Origin of the sequence: Rhizobium sp. 3T7, from assembly GCF_020166565.1 — a bacterium.
In the GTDB taxonomy this organism is placed as follows: Bacteria; Pseudomonadota; Alphaproteobacteria; order Rhizobiales; family Rhizobiaceae; genus Rhizobium.
In genome coordinates this window covers 82,919-99,421 of sequence record NZ_JAIQXS010000005.1, presented here as the reverse complement: position 1 = coordinate 99,421, position 16,503 = coordinate 82,919, and the positions used below count along the sequence as shown (strand labels likewise).

Below are 16,503 nucleotides of genomic sequence, written 5' to 3'. Positions count from 1 at the left end.
ATCCGAAGTCGAACTGGAACGCTTCACCAGGTTCGAATGCCAAAGGCACAATGTTCCGCGTCCCGACGTCTGAAGCTCCCTCTGCCGATCGGCCCGCCGAACCCGAGCAAAGGCGGCAACACTGCAATAGGAACCGTCATAGCCCAGGCTCGGCAGATCCGCAGTTCGCGAAAATACAAACGTTTGCTGCGAAGGACACTCAGATCTTTGCCAGCGACTGCTCGAGATCAGCGATGATATCCTTTACGTCTTCGATGCCGATCGAAAGGCGAACGACGTCGGGACCGGCAGCGGCGGCGATCCTTTGCTCATCCGTCAACTGACGGTGCGTGGTCGACGCCGGATGGATCACGAGCGAGCGCGTATCGCCGATGTTGGCGAGATGCGAGAACAGCTCCAATCCCTCGACCAGCATTTTGCCGGCCTCGTAGCCGCCCTTCACGCCGAAAGTGAAGACCGAACCGGCGCCCTTCGGCGAATAGCGCTGCTGTAGGGGGTAGTTCGGATCGTCTTCGAGGCCGGCATAGCTCACCCAGGCGATCTTGCTGTGTGCCTTCAACCACTTTGCGACAGCTATTGCATTATCGCTGTGGCGCTGCATGCGCAGCGGCAGCGTCTCGATGCCCGTCAGGATCAAGAACGCATTGAAGGGCGAGATGGCGGGGCCGAGATCGCGCAGACCGAGCACGCGGCAGGCGATGGCGAACGCGAAATTGCCGAAGGTCGAGTGCAAGACCACGCCATTATATTCCGGCCGCGGGGTGGACAGCATCGGGTAATTGCCGGACTTCGACCAATCGAAGGTTCCGCCATCGACGATGATGCCGCCCATCGAATTGCCATGGCCGCCGAGGAACTTCGTCAGCGAGTGCACGACGATATCGGCGCCGTGTTCGATCGGCCGAATGAGGTAAGGGCTGGCCATGGTGTTGTCGACGATGAGCGGCAGGCCATGCTTGTGCGCGACCGCCGCGATCGCGGCAATGTCGACGAAGGTGCCGCCCGGATTGGCGAGGCTTTCGATGAAGATCGCCCGCGTCTTGTCATCGATCTGGCTTTCGAAGCTTGCCGGGTCGGCGGAATCCGCCCAGCGAACCTGCCAGCCGAAATTATCGAAGGCATGGCCGAACTGGTTGATCGAGCCTCCGTAGAGCCGCTTCGCGGCCACGAAGTTTTCGCCGGGGCGCATGAGCGTGTGGAAGACGATCATCTGCGCCGCATGGCCGGACGCAACGGCGAGCGCCGCAGTGCCGCCCTCGAGTGCCGCGACGCGCTCTTCGAGCACGCCCTGGGTCGGGTTCATGATGCGCGTATAGATATTGCCGAATTGCTGCAGACCGAAAAGAGCTGCCGCATGATCGGAGTCGTTGAAGACATAAGCCGTCGTCTGATAAATCGGCGTCGCGCGTGCGCCGGTCGCGGGGTCCGGCTGTGCTCCCGCATGGACTGCCAACGTATTGAAACCCGGACCGTTCTTGGCCATGAAGCCCTCCCATTCAGTGATCGAGTGGCGGCGAGCATAGCCGACGGCCGCGAAAAGTTAATCGCGTTCCATTTCAACCCAGGCACGTTATTTGAAAAATCCAACCCGTCAGCGGGCGAGCCGTGGATACTCGATAGCGGGGCATCGATCCATGACGATTTTGATGCCGGCCGCCTCGGCCCTTGCCGCTGCCGCATCATCACGCACGCCAAGCTGCGCCCATATTACCTTCGGTCGCGGGTTCATGGCCAATGCCTCATCGACAACACCTGATAGATATTCCGAGGCCCGAAAGACCTCGACCATGTCCACCGGCACAGGGACATCGGCGAGCCGGGCGTAAACCGTTTGGCCTTGGATCTGCTTGCCGGCCTGGCCTGGGTTCACAGGGATGACGTTGTATCCCCGTGACAGCAGATAGCCCATCACGCCATTGCTGGGTCGAGCGGGATTCGGCGACGCGCCGGTCAGGGCAATCGTCTTCACGGAACGCAGAATGTCGAGGATGTAGTCATCCTCATATTCATCGTGATTCAAGGGCTTCGGCCTCCGATAACAATCGCGTTTATTTCGCGGTTCGCTGAAACCAGCAGTTAGTTTCGGCGTATATAGGAATTAGGACGCCGAAGGAGGATGTTCCCATGAAAAGATTGGTTGCCGTGATCGCCTTCGTTATGGCCGCCTCCCCGGCGCTGGCCATTTCGCGATACAATTCGCTCACGATAAGCTGTCAGGCCGCACGTGCAGCGATCCGCAACGAGGGCGCCGTGATTTTGCGGTATCCGTCGAAGCGGGTGCCCGGCATGACACTGTTCGACCGCTACATTCGCAACAGCAATTATTGCGACGTCAACAAATACGCGGAATGGACGACCGTCCCGACCAAGGACAATCCGAGGTGCCGTGTTCTGAATTGTCAGAATATCGACAACCTGAACGGGATGTTTATCATCCCATATTACTCGCTGTAAAAGCGCACTCCCGCCATACCAAATCGTGACGCGCGGGGCCTTGCCGCACCACCGTGCGCGCTGCGGGATCCGGCTGAGCGGCGGATTCCGTGATGGCCTTGTCACACTCCTGCAAAATTCGACACGGAAGAGCCGGCACCACGGTCAGCGTTCTATGTATATCCTGTATATGTCCACATATGTTCCAGTGTATGTTAGCAACGCCTCATAGTTGAATAAGAGATAACCGAATAAACACTTCTGGTGTACGTTCCTCTTTTCCGGACATTGCGAACCAGCATCTTCAGGTTGCCTGATATATGACGGGGCGTGATTGCGCTCCGTCACGTCGTCAATCGGGATTGCTTTTTGTCGGCAGCGGCGTAACAAGCATTTCACAATTGCTGTTTTCACACCGTCCGGTGGTCTTTTTTGCCGATCCACGTCATTCTGCTCGTTCTGTTTGGTGCGCTGCTGCACGCGACATGGAACGCCATGATCAAGGCGGGCACGGACAAGTCGCTGGATGCCAGCCTCATATCGGGAGGCGGCGCCGTTTGCGCCCTTCCCTTCCTGATGTTCCTGCCATTGCCGAATTCGCCGGCATGGCCCTTCATCGGCGCTTCGGCCGTCCTCCAGTTCGTGTATTTCCAGCTTGTCGCCGGCGCTTATCGCGCAGGCGACATCGGCCTCGTCTACCCGCTGATGCGCGGGTGCGCACCGCTCCTGATTGCAGCCACCAGCGGTTTCATCCTGGATGAGAGGCTGTCGACAGGCGCGCTCATCGGTACGATGACGATCTGCGCCGGTATTCTGACACTGGCCTTCGAGGCGCGAAAGGGCGGCGGACAAGCGATCCGACTGGCGCTCGCCAATGCATGTGTCATCGCGACCTACACCTATGTGGACGGCATCGGCGCCCGCATCTCCGGCAATGCGGTGTCGTATACACTGTGGATGTCGCTGCTGCCGCCGGTATTGCTCTTCGCCTGGGCGATCTCCAAGCGGGGTACTGTCGCAGTCGCCGTCCATGTCCGCTACAACTGGTGGCGCGGCCTGATCGGTGGTGGTGGATCGATTGCATCCTACGGCCTCGCACTTTGGGCGATGACCAAGGCGCCAATGGCAACTGTTGCGGCGCTGCGCGAGACGTCGATCCTCTTCGCCCTGCTGATCTCAGTGATCGTGCTGAAGGAAAAAGCCAGCCCGTGGCGCTATCTCGCCGGCGCAATCATCGCGCTCGGCGGGCTGATCCTTAAACTCGGTTAGCTATTCGCCCGTCCACTGCGGCATGCGCTTGGAAAGAAAGGCTCCAACCCCCTCTTCGGCATCGGCCGTCAGCATGTTGTCGACCATGACCTGAGCGGCGTAGCTGTAGGCTTCCTCGATCGGCATTTCGAGCTGGCGGTAGAAGGCTTCCTTGCCGATCTTCAACGTCAGCGGCGATTTGCTCGCAATGACGGAGGCGTACTTAGTGACGACCTGCGTCAGGTACTGCTTCGGCACGATGCGGTTCACGAGACCGAAATCCTTGGCGGTCGAGGCGTCGATCGTCTCGCCGGTGAGCAACATTTCCATCGCCTGCTTGCGATGCGCTGCCCGCGAGACCGCCACCATCGGCGTCGAGCAGAAGAGACCGATATTGACACCCGGCGTGCAGAAGGTCGCCGTATCGGTGCAGATCGCAAGGTCGCAGGAGGCGGCAAGCTGGCAGCCGGCGGCGGTGGCGAGCCCGTCGATCTCGGCAATAACGGGCTTCGGCAGGCGCGTGATCTCGAGCATGAGGTCGGCTGCCAGCGCGAAGGTTTCTTCGAAGAATGCCTCACCGCCGTCCTCATCGGCCCGATGCGCGGTTAATTCCTTGAGGTCGTGACCTGCGGAAAAGACATTGCCCGTCGACGCGATGATGACCACGCGAACAGCAGCGTCGTTCGCAGCGCTCTGGAGTTCACCGATCAGGGTTTCCATGACGGCGATCGAGAGTGCATTCGCAGGCGGATTGCTGAGCGTCAGCCGCAGGGTGCCGTCGCTCAACTGCGGAATGACCAGCGCGCCCTCGCCGGCTTTGCTCGGGTCCTTCCGGAAGGATACGACTTCGGCCATGGTCTAACTCCCTGCATTGCTTTTTCATGCTAATTGTTCTGCCACAGGCGACAAGCAATTTCGAGGCAAAGTCATGCAACCAATCATGACGATCGACGAGCTCCACCGTTTTCTGGATACGGACTTTCCGCAGATCCACACGGATGGGCGCGTGTTTACGATTACCGACATCAAACCTGGCATCGTCTCGATGCGGCTCGACCCAAGCGAGAGGCATTTGCGTCCTGGCGGCACTGTCTCTGGCCCTGCCCTCTTCACCCTAGCGGATGTAACGGCCTATGCGGCAGTGCTCGCGCATATCGGGCCGGTTGCGCTGGCGGTTACGACCAATCTCAACATCAATTTCCTGCGCCTGCCGAAGCTTGTTCCAACGACATGCACCTGCAGGATTCTCAAGCTTGGCAAGCGGCTCGCCGTCATCGACGCTTCCGTTTTCCAGGAGAATGCAGATGAGCTAATCGCTCACGCGACTGCGACTTACTCTATTCCGCCACGTGAAATTTGAGGTATCAAAATACCACATAATTAACACATTGATTTTACTAATTTATTTTTAAGGTACGCAAATCTGACAATATTGACCGCAGTCCGCTTTGCCTCTATACACACCGCCAGAAATGCAGCCTTTTCCGGGCTGCTTTCTTTTTGGCGCGTCCTCGAACAGCCAAACCAAGCAACAAGAAACGCCCTCTCGCCTTCGGGCCGAGGGATCCAAAAGAGAGTAACAACTATGGCAACCTTCTCCCAGAAGCCTGCAGAGGTGGAGAAGAAGTGGGTTATCATCGACGCCGAAGGGCTCGTCGTTGGTCGTCTCGCTTCCATCATCGCTATGCGCCTGCGCGGCAAGCACAAGGCAACCTTCACGCCTCACGTTGACGACGGCGACAACGTTATCGTCATCAACGCCGACAAGGTCGTTTTCACCGGCAAGAAGTATTCCGACAAGGTTTACTACTGGCACACCGGTTATGCCGGCGGCATCAAGGAGCGTACCGCTCGCCAGATCATCGAAGGCCGCTTCCCGGAGCGCGTTCTCGAGAAGGCTGTTGAGCGCATGGTTCCGCGCGGCCCGCTCGGCCGTCGTCAGATGAAGAACCTCCGCGTTTACGCTGGTTCCAATCATCCTCATGAAGCACAGCAGCCTGTCGTTCTCGACGTCGCAAAGCTGAACAAGAAGAACGTAAGGAGCGCCTAAGAATGGCTGACCTCTCCTCCCTGAAGGATCTCGGAACGTCCGAAGCAGCTGCTGCTCCGGTTCACGTCCGCAAGGTCGACTCGCTTGGCCGTTCCTACGCGACCGGCAAGCGCAAGAACGCTGTTGCTCGTGTATGGGTCAAGCCGGGCTCCGGCAAGATCGTCGTCAACGGCAAGGAATTCACGGAATACTTCGCGCGCCCGGTTCTGCAGATGATTCTGCGTCAGCCGATCGTCGCGGCTGCCCGTGACGGCCAGTTCGACATCGTTGCAACGGTTGCTGGCGGCGGCCTCTCCGGCCAGGCCGGTGCCGTTCGTCACGGTCTTTCCAAGGCTCTCACCTACTTCGAGCCGGGCCTGCGCTCGGTCCTGAAGAAGGGTGGCTTCCTGACCCGCGACAGCCGCGTTGTTGAACGTAAGAAGTACGGTAAGGCCAAGGCCCGCCGTTCGTTCCAGTTCTCCAAGCGTTAATCGCTTCGGAATACGGGAATGCGAAGGCCGGGCTCTTGCCCGGCCTTTTCTTTTGGCGGCCGCTTGAAGCGGCTCGTTCCCTTGCCAGTTCTACTGCATTCCATGCGCTTCACGCGCAGTCCAAGGGAGGCAGGAATGACCAAGCAAGCAATCTATGTCGAACTGAAAGCAAGGTCCGGCAAGGAAGAAGAAGTGGCTGCGTTCTTGACAAGCGCACAGGCTCTTGTCGCGCAGGAGCCGGGCACGGTGGCATGGTTTGCCGTTCGCTACGACCAGAGCACGTTCGCCATCTTCGATGCCTTCGATGACGAGGCAGACAGACAGGCGCATTTGAATGGCAAGGTGGCTGCGGCGCTCATGGCCCGGGCAGAGGAGCTGCTGGCCGAGGCTCCGCAGTTGAGGACTCCCGAAGTGCTGGTGGACAAGTTGCCGGGCTAGACCAGCCTTGGCCAAGCGACCGGCTTTGCCCATTCGGTTTCAGATTCGTTTCTGGTAGGCATAGCGGACACAACACTCTCGAGGAGAATCTCTTGGCCAACAAGTCGATCGATCATGCCTTTACGGCTACGAACCTGACCTCGGCAGCCAGCGACCCGACCTTTGCCGGCGCGCTATCGTTCATGCGCCGCCGTTTTACCAAGGACCTGGCCGGCGTGGACGCCGTGGTCTGGGGTATTCCCTTCGATGCCGCGACCTCCAATCGGCCGGGGACGCGATTCGGGCCGCAGGCGATACGGCGCGCGTCGGCGATCTTCGATAACGACCCGCAGTATCCCTTCAAGCGGGATCTCTTTGCCGATATGGCCGTGATCGACTACGGCGACTGCCTGCTCGACTACGGCAACCACCACGAGACGCCGGCCGCGATCGAGCGGCAGGCCAAGACGATCATTGATAGCGGCGCATTCATGCTGACCCTCGGCGGCGACCATTTCGTCACCTGGCCGATCCTCAAAGCGCATGCCGCCAAGCACGGGCCGCTGGCTCTCGTCCAGTTCGACGCGCATCAGGACACCTGGTTTGACGACAACAGACGGATCGACCACGGCTCGTTTGTCGCGCGGGCTGCGCGAGACGGCATCATCGATCCGGATCGTTCTATCCAGATCGGTATCCGCACCCATGCGCCCGAGGATTTCGGCATTCATATTCTCTATGGTCACCAACTAGAGGAGATGAGCGCGGGAGACATCGCCTCGACGATCATCTCGCATACCCGTGGGGCGCCATCTTATCTGACCTTCGATATCGATTGCCTCGATCCCGCCTATGCGCCCGGCACGGGAACGCCGGTGTCCGGCGGTCCCTCGAGCGCCAAAATCCTCTCAATATTGCAGCGCCTCCACCAACTGGACATCAGGGGGGCCGACGTCGTCGAGGTCTCGCCGCCCTACGACCATGCGGATATCACTGCCATTGCGGGGGCGACGGCCGCGATGTATATGCTGGGGCTGCATGCCGAGCGCCGCGCGAGCGCGTCACACGGCTGACTCATCCTTCTTACAAAGTGATTCTGGACTTCTTTCTAACCTATTGAAAGTGTGAGCAAGACAATGGCACCGAAGATCTTCATCGATGGCGAACACGGCACGACGGGCTTGCAGATCCGCACCCGCATGGCCGGTCGTCGCGATGTCGAGCTTTTGTCGATCCCTGAAACGGAGCGTCGCAATGCCGCGATGCGCGAGGATATGCTGAACGACGCCGACATCGCCATTCTCTGCCTACCGGACGACGCTTCGAAGGAAGCCGTGCAGATGGTCTCGGGCAACAACAATGTCCGCGTCATCGACACCTCCACGGCGTTCCGCGTCAATCCTTCCTGGGCCTACGGCTTTGCGGAAATGGATAAGGAGCAGGCAGAGAAGATCAAGTCCGCGCGCTTCGTCGCCAATCCGGGCTGCTACCCGACCGGTGCGATCGGCCTCATTCGGCCGCTGCGCGCTGCAAGTATCCTGCCTGATGGCTACCCGGTCACGGTCAATGCAGTCTCTGGCTACACTGGCGGCGGCAAGCAGATGATTGCGCAGATGGAGGATCAGAGCCGCGACGACGCGATCCCCGCGCCACATTTCCTTTATGGCCTGACGCTGACGCACAAGCACGTACCTGAGATGAAGATCCACGGCCTACTCGATCGCGAGCCGATCTTCTCGCCGTCGGTCGGCAAGTTCCCGCAGGGCATGATCGTTCAGGTGCCGCTGCATCTCGGCGATCTGGCCGAAGGCACGACGCTCGAAACCATCCATGCTGCTCTCGTGGCCCACTACGCGGGTCAGGACATCGTGACTGTTGTGCCGCTAGAAGAGAGCCGCAAGCTCCCCCGTATCGATGCCGTCGAGCTTGCCGGCAAGGACACGATGAAGCTCTTCGTGTTCGGCACGCCGGGCGCTTCGCAGGTCAATCTCGTAGCGTTGCTCGACAACCTCGGCAAGGGTGCGTCGGGAGCAGCTGTCCAGAACATGGACCTGATGCTCGCCTCGTAATCCCGGAACTGATCGATGTCGCTTGATACGCTGCAGGCGAACTCGAGCGCGTGGTTTGTCGCCTCGTTGCCGGATCACGGCATCCTATCACTTGTCGTCATCGCTTTCATTGCGGGACTGGCGCGCGGCTTCTCGGGGTTCGGGGCGGCGCTGATCTTCATTCCGCTTGGCGGCGCAATCATCGGTCCGAAGCTGATTTCGCCGGTCCTGCTTGTCATGGACGGCCTTGCGACGCTGGGTATGGTCCCTCCAGCCTGGCGCAGCGCCAACCGGCGCGAAGTCTTCACCATGGCTGCGGGCGCGCTGCTGGGCGTGCCCGCCGGTACGGCAGCTCTGGCGTGGGTGGATCCCCTGACATTGCGCTGGGCGATCACGGCGCTTGCGATTTGCCTACTTGCATTGCTTATTTCCGGGTGGCGATACCATGCGAACCACGGACATCGCTGACCTCCATCACGGGTCTCGTTGCCGGCCTCTTCAGCGGCGCCGCTCAGCTCGGCGGGCCGCCGGTCGTCGCCTATTGGCTGGCCGGCAAGGCCAATTTTTCCCGGGTGCGGGCGAACATCATTCTATATTTCGCGATTTCAACTTGCTTCAGCGTCATCAGCTACTATTTCGGCGGGCTCTTTGTTCAGGCCGTCTTCGCTCTGACGATCGTGATCCTGCCGAGTTATGCCGTCGGCCTTTATGCCGGCTGGAAGCTGTTCGGGCTCGCCAAGGAAAGCACGTTCCGAACGATCTGCTATCTGCTGATCGCAACCTCCGCCATCTTGGGAATGCCGGCGCTCGACGGGCTCCTCCGGTAGGTCCAGCCTCTCAAAACAGCGGAGTGACGCGCGACACCGCCGGCCTCCGGATAGGAGCATCCGCACCTAGCGAGCCATCAGGGGCGAGCGCGCCTTCACGACCAGCGTGTCTCCTGGACCGTGCACGGCGGCAAAAAGCAAGCCGGCAAGGAAGGTGAAGTGATCGATAAAGAATCCGAACTCGGCTTGATTGCCGCTCCAGTGGCTTGGGCCATGGAACGCGAAAGCCAGAAAGACCACGTAGATGCCGGCCAGAACCGAGGCTTCCGAGAAGAAGGCTCCTGTCAGGAATGCCAGCGTCAAGCCAAGCTCGAAGAAAGCCGCTACCCACGCCAGAAAGAGTGGGAAGGGAAAGCCTGCCGCGGCGATATAGCTTGCCGTGGACTGCATCTCCATGAACTTGAAGCTCATGGCCATCGCGAACACGGCTCCGAAGATCAGTCGCGCCAGCAGAATTGCAATTGTCTTGCTCATGTTATCTCTCCCTCGGCCCAAAGCCGTTCAGCATCATTGTCCAGATTTCCGGCTTCCTGCATCTGCACTTGCAGATTCCGTCAGCCTTCCCCCAAAGGACGCCGCAAGATGTTCCCTCCCGACAAGCAGCCGCTATTCTTTCAACTGAACGATCGTGAAGCGCATCAGGTCCAAGCCAGGTGATCGGCCAGCACATCATCGATAACCTGCCACGACTTCTCGACGTCTACGGGATTTGCGCCGGCCATGTCGGCGACGACTATCAGGGCCTTCCATAACGTCCATCCGCGGCCGCGCGCCCACGTCCCCGCATCCAGAGGGCGTGCCTTGCGAAACACTTCACGGCTTCGCCCCTCGAACAGGTGCCAGGCGATCGCGAGATCGCAGGCAGGGTCGCCAACGCCCGACGTCCCGAAATCGATGACGGCATCGAGCTGACCGTTCCTTACCAGAAGGTTGCCATAGGCCACGTCGCCATGGAACCAGACAGGCGCACTTTGCCAAGATGTTGAAAGCGCGGCTTGCCAAACCTCCGTTGCCAGTTGCGTGTCGATCCGGCCATCCAGCAGCACAAGCGCCTCGCGCGTTTGCGCGTCATATACATCCAGCGATCCGCCGCGAAAGAAGTTGTGCGAGCCGGGCGGAGGTCCTCCCGTGGCGTCGGCTGCCTGCAGGGCATCGAGGAAGCCAGCCAGCGTGGTGGCGAACTCGCTGAGATCGTCGATGCGTCCCACCAGCGCCGTCTCACCGTCACGCCACTCGTAGATGGACCACGGCCAGGGATAGGTCTCGTCCGGCCTTCCCATCGCCAGAGGCACGGGTATCGGCAGAGGCAGTTGCGGTGCAAGGATTGGCAGCCACCGGTGCTCCTTGGCCACCTGATCGGCATAGTGAGCAGCGCTCGGCAGCCGAACCGTCATCCCGGCGCCGAGGTGGAATGTCCTGTTGTCCCATCCGCCGAACTCAACGGGTCTGATCGGCAGAACCGACCACTCGGGAAATTGCGTGGCAATCAGCCGCCGCACGAGTGCGGCATCGATAACTGGGCCATCCATTGTCCTGACATTCCTCCCGGATAAGGGGATATATTGTTCGCGTTTCGGCGGCGAGATCAACCCTGGGTTCGCCTTCGGCGCCTCGGACGTTGAATCAAGTTCCTAAGAAGATGATTCGGGATTTTCCAATAACCATCTGCAATTTCAGAAATTTTCTCCGGAGTGAATGCCTTCGGCGGGTCGCTCCTTTATGCGATTTCTATATCTGCGCACTTGCCCACGAATGGAATTCCTACCGTGAACGGCGTTAGCGTTCCCGTGAAATGCGAAGGTTGAAAGCCATGCGAGACTTCATGCTACGGAATGCCCCGATCCCCCGCCCGCGCCGCCGTGCACTGAAACGACAGATGCGCGAGCGACGTACGTCCAGGCGCTGATCCTATTCGGCATCATGCTTGCCGTAGTCGAACTCTACGTCATCCTAGGCGGCCTTTGAGCAGAACATGCCGGCAGACAAGGTATTGCGCCTCGGCGCCACAACGACGGCGCTTGTTACGCCGTTTCGTGACGGAGCGCTCGACCTTTCCGCGCTGGAACGACTTGCAGAGCGACAGATCCACGGTGGCGTTGACGGACTTGCTGTCTGCACACTGACCGCGAAAGGATCGACGCTCACCAGAAGCGAGCGCGCCGCAGTTATCCTTGCTTGCGTCCGCGTCGCCGGCGGCCGTGTCCCAGTGATTGCCGCAACCGGCACGAATGCGACGGCAAGCACGATCGCCTTGACGCGCGACGCTGAAGAACTGGGAGCAAGCGCGGCCCTTGTGACACTGCCCTACTATTCGAAGCCGGGACAAGAGGGGAGTGTCGGCCACTTTACTCAGCTTGTGGCAGCAACGACCTTTCCCTTGATCGTGGAAAACAACCCGCTGCGCACGGCAATCGATATGACCTCGCCGACGTTTGCTGCGCTCGCCGATATCCCATCAGTCGTCGGCTTGCTCCTGGCCGACGGCAGCGCCGCTGCACACGCCTTGCAGCCGGACTTGCGTCAGCGCCTCTTGCTTCTTTCCGATCGCGACGCAACGGCCCTCTCGTTTCTGAACACCGGTGGCAGCGGTATCATCTCGGCCGGTGCGAACGTGTGCCCGCGTTTGTATGCATCGCTGCAACAAGCGGCCCGCGGCGGCAACCTCTCGGCTGCGCGCTTGCTTCAGGATCGGCTCGCTCCGCAAACAGCGGCCTTGGGTGCCGAGGGTGACCCCGCAGCGATCAAACACGCCTCGATGCCGATGAAAAGCTGTCGGTATCGCAAGCGCTGGCGCGCGCCTCCGACGCCCGCGAAGTAGCTTTATCCATATGATATTTTTATATTTTCTCGAGCTCAAACCAATGGAAGACGCATGCGAGCGCCATTAATTTCATGCCTGTGGCACTGCCCTGTTGGGGCAGAAGACAATTCGAAAGGAAAATCGATGCCCTCTCTTCAATCTGCTTCCGCAATCGAACCCTTCCAACGCCGGAGTTCAGCACGCTTTATCATCGGTCAGGATCGAAATGGTCGCTGGGTCGTGCAGGATCAAAGGGGGCTTGTCGGAGGCGTATTCATCAGCGAGCACGCCGCACGCCATTTCGCAGCCGACGAGTGTGACCATCATCCCGAGCAGATTTGCCGCGCGGCCGATGGCATCGTCCTGCAGTTCGGCGCGCTCGACCGGAGCGATAGCGAAATCCACTGACGTCGACGCCATTGGCGGCTGGCTCGCTTCCCGCCGCCAATGGCGAACGCTTCCTTAACTGGAATGCGCCTATGGTGCGGGCACGAGACCAGCCACGCCGAAGACCGATGCCGAAACCGAATTTTCGTTTTACCCACTACGATCTCAACGAGCAGCGCGCCGGGACGATCATCGAGGTGACGTTGAACGCGGTCGCGAATGTACGTCTCATGACGTCGCCGAACTATCAGCGCTTTACTGAAGTCCTCGACTTCAAATATGTCGGCGGCGTCGCGCGGAAATCTCCCATCCGTCTTTCCATTCCCGAGAGCGGCCATTGGCATCTCGTCGTAGATATGGAAGGCCATCACGGTCTTGCGGAATCTGCCGTCAAGCTCGTCGGCCCTGCAGGGCAGATGCGCGCATCCTGATCAACGCTGGTTGCGCTCTTTCCTGAGCTTTGCCCACCATTCAAGACGCTTGCGGATATCCCGCTCGAAACCACGCTCCGGCGGATCGTAGAAGGTCTGCCGGCCCATCTTTTCAGGGAAATAGTCCTGGCCGGAGAAGGCATCCGGCTCGTCGTGATCGTAGCGATAGCCATCGCCGTAGCCCTCACCCTTCATCAGCTTCGTCGGCGCATTCAGGATGTGCTTCGGCGGCAGCAGAGAGCCATTCTGCTTGGCGGCCATCGTCGCGGCCTTGAAGGCTGTATAGACGGCGTTCGACTTCGGTGCGGTAGCCAGATAGACGCAGGCCTGTGCCAACGCCAGTTCGCCCTCAGGCGAACCGAGGTAGTCATAGGCATCCTTCGCGGCATTGCAGATTACCAGCGCCTGCGGATCGGCGAGGCCTATGTCTTCGACAGCCATACGAACCAGGCGCCGACCGAGATAGAGCGGATCCTCGCCGGCGTCGAACATGCGGGCGAGATAGTAAAGCGCGGCATCGGGATCGGAACCGCGAACGGATTTATGCAGTGCGGAGATGAGATTGTAATGCCCGTCCTGGGCCTTGTCATAGACGGGAGCGCGGCGCTGCACAATGCGCGTCAGGCCTTCCGTGTCGAAGGTCTCTTTCTCGCGCGCAGCGCGCCAAACTTCCTCCGCAAGTGTTAGTACGGCGCGTCCGTCACCGTCCGCCATTCGTAACAGACTTGCACGCGCATCGTCCGTCAGCGGCAGCGCTTTGCCCTCCGCCGCTTCGGCACGCTTCAGCAACTCCTCAAGGCTTTCATCGTCGTGCGATTTGAAGGTCAGCACGCGTGCACGCGACAGCAAAGCCGCGTTGAGTTCGAACGACGGGTTTTCCGTGGTGGCGCCGACAAGGATGACGGTGCCGTCTTCCATGACAGGGAGGAAGCTATCTTGCTGTGCCCTGTTGAACCGATGGATTTCGTCGACAAAGAGTAGCGTCTGCCGGCCGTCCATCCGCCGCAGGCGCGCAGCTTCGAATACCTTCTTGAGATCCGCCACACCGGAAAAGATGGCCGAGATCTGCTCGAACGCCAGGCCAGCTTCGCCCGACAGCAATCGGGCAACGGTCGTCTTGCCGGTCCCGGGCGGCCCCCAGAAAATCATCGAGCCGAGCGATCCGCTCTCGATCATGCGCCGCAATACGCCATCCTCGCCGGTCAGATGCTCCTGCCCGGTCACTTCCGAAAGCGTGCGTGGCCGGAGGCGATCGGCAAGAGGCCGCCGATTGGCGACCTCCTCGGGAATACGCGGTGCAAATAGATCGTCACTCATCGGAAGAACTGTCTAATGCGTTGGCCGGCGCGCTCGATCTCGACGCGCCAGAAGCTCGGATCCTCGTCGGCGATCCCGGCAAGCTCCTTCGTGGTTTTCACTTCCGTGCCGTTAATCGAAATGATGATGTCCTTCGGCTCAAAGCCGAGGCGAGCGGCAAGGGAATCCTCTTTCACCTCGGAAACAACGACGCCGGTGGATTCGGACGGCATACGAAGCTCATCGGCGACGCGAGGCGACAGGTTTTCGACCACGGCGCCGGTAAAGGGCGTGCGGCCTCCAATCGTGCGTTGATCGCGTGGTGCCGTCTCGGGCGCTCTGGCGAGCGCCAGCGGGATCTGCTGCTCGTGGCCGTTCTCAAGCACGGTCAATTGGACCGATTTGCCAAGCCCTGCCGTTGTCAGGCGATAGAGAAGCGCATCCGGGTGCTCGACCGCAATGCCATCGACGGCGGTCACGATTTGACCTGCCTTCAATCCGGATTTTGCGGCCGGGCTGCTATCGGTCACCTTGACGACGAGAGCGCCCCGCGCCTTGTTAAGCCCGAGCGCTTCGGCAACCTCGGATGTCACCGCATCGAACGTGGCGCCGACATAAGGGCGCTCGAAGGATTTTACGCCGGCATCGGCCGAGGCAAGGAACACCTTGACCAGATTGGCCGGGATTGCAAACCCGATGCCGTTCGAGCCGCCGCCGCGCGAAAAGATCGCCGTGTTGATGCCGATCAACTCACCCTTCATGTTCATCAGCGCACCGCCGGAATTGCCGGGGTTAATCGACGCGTCGGTCTGGATGAAGAAACCGAACTCGTTCTTGACAACCTGATTGCGCGCCAGCGCCGAGACGATGCCGCTCGTGACCGTTTGGCCAACACCGAAGGGATTGCCGATCGCCAGCACGAGATCGCCGACTTCGACGGCATCGGAATTGCCGAGCGGAAGTGTCGGGAAACCTTCCTTCGTATCGACCTTGAGAACCGCGAGATCGACACGGTCATCCCTCAAGACGACCTTGCACGGAAATTCCCGCCCGTCGGAGAGCGCAACCTTGATATCATCGGCGCCTTCCACGACGTGATTGTTGGTGACGATCGTTCCGTTCGCTTCAACGATGACGCCGGATCCCAACGACGATTGCTTCTCGTTACGGTTCGGCATCTGCTGACCGAAGAACTCCTCGAAGAAGGGATCGCCAGCAAAGGGAGACTGCCTGCGGACTGTCTTCTCCGCATAGACGTTCACGACAGCGCCGGACGTTTGTTTGACCAGCGGCGCAAAGGAAAGCTGCATTTCCATCTGGCTCTGCGGCACAGTCTTGGCCGTCTGAGCGTTGGCGGAAACCGGCAGCGCGAGCACTACAGCCATGAGAGGCAGGGCGGCGCGCTTCAACAGGTCATGCATGGGGAGTCCTTCTGAAATTCTCTTGTGAACACGTTGTAGCGCCGGACGCTAGAAAGGAAAGAGGGCGGAAGCATGGAAGAATAAGGCAGCTCACGAACTGCTGATCACGCCTCTCAAACTGATTCAGGAAGGAGTTCCATGCGACTGATATCTAAAGGCAAAGGAAGATCATAGTCACCCATGGGAGACATCCTGACTCTACGGATGGCAGCTTACGACCAGCCCTTCTCGGATGGCTCCGTTCTTGCCGAAGCCATGGTGTGCATCATCTACCCATCGCAGGTCCAACAGCCAATGGACAGGAACTCATGCATGGGACGTTTCCGCGGCACACTTCTCCCTTTCGCGACATTTATCCTTTGCGCGGGCCTAGCCAGCGCTTCCCATGCCGCGAGCTTCGACTGCGCAGCCAAAGAGTTGAAGCCGGACGAAAAGGTGATCTGCGAGACCCGCGCACTGAACGACGCCGATGTGAAGATGGTGACGACCTTCGATCTGCTGTCCGGGCTGATGGCCATGGGCTCGCGCGGCACCTTGCAGGACGAGCAAACGGCCTGGCTGAAGAAGCGCCAGGAATGCGCCGCAGACGCTGCCTGCATCAAGGCCGCCTATGACGAACGCCTGAAACAGCTGGACGAAACCTACAAAAAAATAAACCGGCCGCTTTAGCGACCG

The 16,503-nt window shown here is 59.8% G+C and carries 19 protein-coding genes and 2 pseudogenes; 12 read left to right on the top strand and 9 right to left on the bottom strand.

The genetic code is table 11. The annotated features are described in order from the left end of the window. Window positions 1–4: 4 nt before the first annotated feature. From K9B32_RS09640 to K9B32_RS09630, 3 genes and pseudogenes are all read right to left on the bottom strand, one after another. Window positions 5–162: pseudogene (locus K9B32_RS09640) on the bottom strand (IS21 family transposase); the annotation flags it as partial. Window positions 163–199: 37 nt separating this feature from the next. Beyond that, window positions 200–1,483: an O-acetylhomoserine aminocarboxypropyltransferase gene (locus tag K9B32_RS09635; RefSeq protein ID WP_224561684.1), complete on the bottom strand. Its 1,284-nt coding sequence runs from the start codon at window positions 1,481–1,483 to the stop codon at window positions 200–202. A 108-nt stretch (window positions 1,484–1,591) separates the two neighbouring features. Continuing rightward, complete coding sequence (locus K9B32_RS09630; RefSeq protein WP_007792168.1) at window positions 1,592–2,020, bottom strand: CoA-binding protein; 429 nt, start codon at window positions 2,018–2,020, stop codon at window positions 1,592–1,594. A 104-nt stretch (window positions 2,021–2,124) separates the two neighbouring features. On the opposite strand from K9B32_RS09630, the gene K9B32_RS09625 reads away from it, so the two are divergent. Then, window positions 2,125–2,454 (top strand): hypothetical protein, encoded by a 330-nt coding sequence (locus K9B32_RS09625; RefSeq protein ID WP_224561683.1) that lies wholly within the window; start codon window positions 2,125–2,127, stop codon window positions 2,452–2,454. A 411-nt stretch (window positions 2,455–2,865) separates the two neighbouring features. Beyond that, window positions 2,866–3,702 (top strand): EamA family transporter, encoded by an 837-nt coding sequence (locus K9B32_RS09620; protein ID WP_224561682.1) that lies wholly within the window; start codon window positions 2,866–2,868, stop codon window positions 3,700–3,702. On the opposite strand, the gene K9B32_RS09615 is transcribed toward K9B32_RS09620, so the two are convergent. Beyond that, the gene (locus tag K9B32_RS09615) at window positions 3,703–4,536 is read right to left on the bottom strand and encodes an enoyl-CoA hydratase (RefSeq protein ID WP_224561681.1); all 834 of its coding nucleotides are present in this window, start codon (window positions 4,534–4,536) and stop codon (window positions 3,703–3,705) included. A gap of 73 nt (window positions 4,537–4,609) precedes the next feature. Here K9B32_RS09615 and K9B32_RS09610 point away from each other — a divergent pair, with 73 nt between their 5' ends. From K9B32_RS09610 to K9B32_RS09580, 7 genes and pseudogenes are all read left to right on the top strand, one after another. Next, complete coding sequence (locus K9B32_RS09610) at window positions 4,610–5,041, top strand: PaaI family thioesterase (RefSeq protein ID WP_224561680.1); 432 nt, start codon at window positions 4,610–4,612, stop codon at window positions 5,039–5,041. A gap of 225 nt (window positions 5,042–5,266) precedes the next feature. Next, entirely contained in the window at window positions 5,267–5,731 is a 465-nt protein-coding gene (rplM, locus tag K9B32_RS09605; protein ID WP_007531725.1) for a 50S ribosomal protein L13, read from the top strand. 2 nt (window positions 5,732–5,733) lie between these two features. Further along, window positions 5,734–6,201, top strand: a complete 468-nt coding sequence (gene rpsI, locus K9B32_RS09600) for a 30S ribosomal protein S9 (RefSeq protein WP_007531723.1) — start codon at window positions 5,734–5,736, stop codon at window positions 6,199–6,201. 135 nt (window positions 6,202–6,336) lie between these two features. Further along, window positions 6,337–6,639 (top strand): putative quinol monooxygenase, encoded by a 303-nt coding sequence (locus K9B32_RS09595; protein WP_224561679.1) that lies wholly within the window; start codon window positions 6,337–6,339, stop codon window positions 6,637–6,639. A gap of 92 nt (window positions 6,640–6,731) precedes the next feature. Next, a complete protein-coding gene (speB, locus tag K9B32_RS09590) occupies window positions 6,732–7,691 on the top strand; it encodes an agmatinase (RefSeq protein ID WP_224561678.1) in 960 nt (319 codons plus the stop codon). A gap of 63 nt (window positions 7,692–7,754) precedes the next feature. After that, window positions 7,755–8,687, top strand: coding sequence for an N-acetyl-gamma-glutamyl-phosphate reductase (gene argC, locus K9B32_RS09585; protein ID WP_224561677.1), 933 nt, complete (start codon window positions 7,755–7,757; stop codon window positions 8,685–8,687). Between the two features lie 15 nt (window positions 8,688–8,702). Beyond that, a pseudogene (locus K9B32_RS09580) lies at window positions 8,703–9,493 on the top strand (sulfite exporter TauE/SafE family protein). A 66-nt stretch (window positions 9,494–9,559) separates the two neighbouring features. Here K9B32_RS09580 and K9B32_RS09575 read toward each other — a convergent pair. Together K9B32_RS09575 and K9B32_RS09570 are read right to left on the bottom strand one after the other, a co-directional pair. Further along, window positions 9,560–9,967 (bottom strand): DoxX family protein, encoded by a 408-nt coding sequence (locus K9B32_RS09575; RefSeq protein ID WP_224561676.1) that lies wholly within the window; start codon window positions 9,965–9,967, stop codon window positions 9,560–9,562. Between the two features lie 164 nt (window positions 9,968–10,131). After that, on the bottom strand, window positions 10,132–11,022 hold the full coding sequence (locus tag K9B32_RS09570; RefSeq protein ID WP_224561675.1) for an aminoglycoside phosphotransferase family protein: 891 nt from the start codon (window positions 11,020–11,022) through the stop codon (window positions 10,132–10,134). A 443-nt stretch (window positions 11,023–11,465) separates the two neighbouring features. Here K9B32_RS09570 and K9B32_RS09565 point away from each other — a divergent pair, with 443 nt between their 5' ends. After that, a complete protein-coding gene (locus K9B32_RS09565; protein WP_224561674.1) occupies window positions 11,466–12,311 on the top strand; it encodes a dihydrodipicolinate synthase family protein in 846 nt (281 codons plus the stop codon). Between the two features lie 177 nt (window positions 12,312–12,488). Here the strand turns inward: K9B32_RS09565 and K9B32_RS29095 are convergent, their stop codons facing one another. Beyond that, on the bottom strand, window positions 12,489–12,713 hold the full coding sequence (locus K9B32_RS29095; protein ID WP_411969696.1) for a hypothetical protein: 225 nt from the start codon (window positions 12,711–12,713) through the stop codon (window positions 12,489–12,491). Between the two features lie 95 nt (window positions 12,714–12,808). Between K9B32_RS29095 and K9B32_RS09555 the strand changes: the two genes are divergently transcribed. Continuing rightward, window positions 12,809–13,111 (top strand): DUF1883 domain-containing protein, encoded by a 303-nt coding sequence (locus tag K9B32_RS09555; protein ID WP_224561672.1) that lies wholly within the window; start codon window positions 12,809–12,811, stop codon window positions 13,109–13,111. On the opposite strand, the gene K9B32_RS09550 is transcribed toward K9B32_RS09555, so the two are convergent. Further along, window positions 13,112–14,428: a replication-associated recombination protein A gene (locus K9B32_RS09550; RefSeq protein WP_224561671.1), complete on the bottom strand. Its 1,317-nt coding sequence runs from the start codon at window positions 14,426–14,428 to the stop codon at window positions 13,112–13,114. It lies immediately after the preceding gene. Next, a complete protein-coding gene (locus tag K9B32_RS09545) occupies window positions 14,425–15,828 on the bottom strand; it encodes a DegQ family serine endoprotease (protein WP_224561670.1) in 1,404 nt (467 codons plus the stop codon). Before K9B32_RS09545 ends, K9B32_RS09550 begins: the two co-directional genes overlap by 4 nt. 312 nt (window positions 15,829–16,140) lie before the next feature. Here K9B32_RS09545 and K9B32_RS09540 point away from each other — a divergent pair, with 312 nt between their 5' ends. Further along, a complete protein-coding gene (locus K9B32_RS09540; protein ID WP_224561858.1) occupies window positions 16,141–16,497 on the top strand; it encodes a lysozyme inhibitor LprI family protein in 357 nt (118 codons plus the stop codon). The last annotated feature ends 6 nt before the right edge of the window (window positions 16,498–16,503 follow it).

What these genes read in the sequence shown, in the direction of transcription:
- K9B32_RS09540 (WP_224561858.1), top strand. Translation starts at nt 16,141, where the DNA reads ATGGGACGTTTCCGCGGCACACTTCTCCCTTTCGCGACATTTATCCTT.
- K9B32_RS29095 (WP_411969696.1), bottom strand. Translation starts at nt 12,713, where the DNA reads ATGGCGTCGACGTCAGTGGATTTCGCTATCGCTCCGGTCGAGCGCGCC.
- K9B32_RS09625 (WP_224561683.1), top strand. Translation starts at nt 2,125, where the DNA reads ATGAAAAGATTGGTTGCCGTGATCGCCTTCGTTATGGCCGCCTCCCCG.
- argC (WP_224561677.1), top strand. Translation starts at nt 7,755, where the DNA reads ATGGCACCGAAGATCTTCATCGATGGCGAACACGGCACGACGGGCTTG.
- K9B32_RS09555 (WP_224561672.1), top strand. Translation starts at nt 12,809, where the DNA reads ATGCCGAAACCGAATTTTCGTTTTACCCACTACGATCTCAACGAGCAG.
- K9B32_RS09610 (WP_224561680.1), top strand. Translation starts at nt 4,610, where the DNA reads ATGCAACCAATCATGACGATCGACGAGCTCCACCGTTTTCTGGATACG.
- K9B32_RS09635 (WP_224561684.1), bottom strand. Translation starts at nt 1,483, where the DNA reads ATGGCCAAGAACGGTCCGGGTTTCAATACGTTGGCAGTCCATGCGGGA.
- rplM (WP_007531725.1), top strand. Translation starts at nt 5,267, where the DNA reads ATGGCAACCTTCTCCCAGAAGCCTGCAGAGGTGGAGAAGAAGTGGGTT.
- K9B32_RS09575 (WP_224561676.1), bottom strand. Translation starts at nt 9,967, where the DNA reads ATGAGCAAGACAATTGCAATTCTGCTGGCGCGACTGATCTTCGGAGCC.
- rpsI (WP_007531723.1), top strand. Translation starts at nt 5,734, where the DNA reads ATGGCTGACCTCTCCTCCCTGAAGGATCTCGGAACGTCCGAAGCAGCT.
- K9B32_RS09550 (WP_224561671.1), bottom strand. Translation starts at nt 14,428, where the DNA reads ATGAGTGACGATCTATTTGCACCGCGTATTCCCGAGGAGGTCGCCAAT.
- K9B32_RS09565 (WP_224561674.1), top strand. Translation starts at nt 11,466, where the DNA reads ATGCCGGCAGACAAGGTATTGCGCCTCGGCGCCACAACGACGGCGCTT.
- K9B32_RS09545 (WP_224561670.1), bottom strand. Translation starts at nt 15,828, where the DNA reads ATGCATGACCTGTTGAAGCGCGCCGCCCTGCCTCTCATGGCTGTAGTG.
- K9B32_RS09595 (WP_224561679.1), top strand. Translation starts at nt 6,337, where the DNA reads ATGACCAAGCAAGCAATCTATGTCGAACTGAAAGCAAGGTCCGGCAAG.
- K9B32_RS09615 (WP_224561681.1), bottom strand. Translation starts at nt 4,536, where the DNA reads ATGGCCGAAGTCGTATCCTTCCGGAAGGACCCGAGCAAAGCCGGCGAG.
- K9B32_RS09570 (WP_224561675.1), bottom strand. Translation starts at nt 11,022, where the DNA reads ATGGATGGCCCAGTTATCGATGCCGCACTCGTGCGGCGGCTGATTGCC.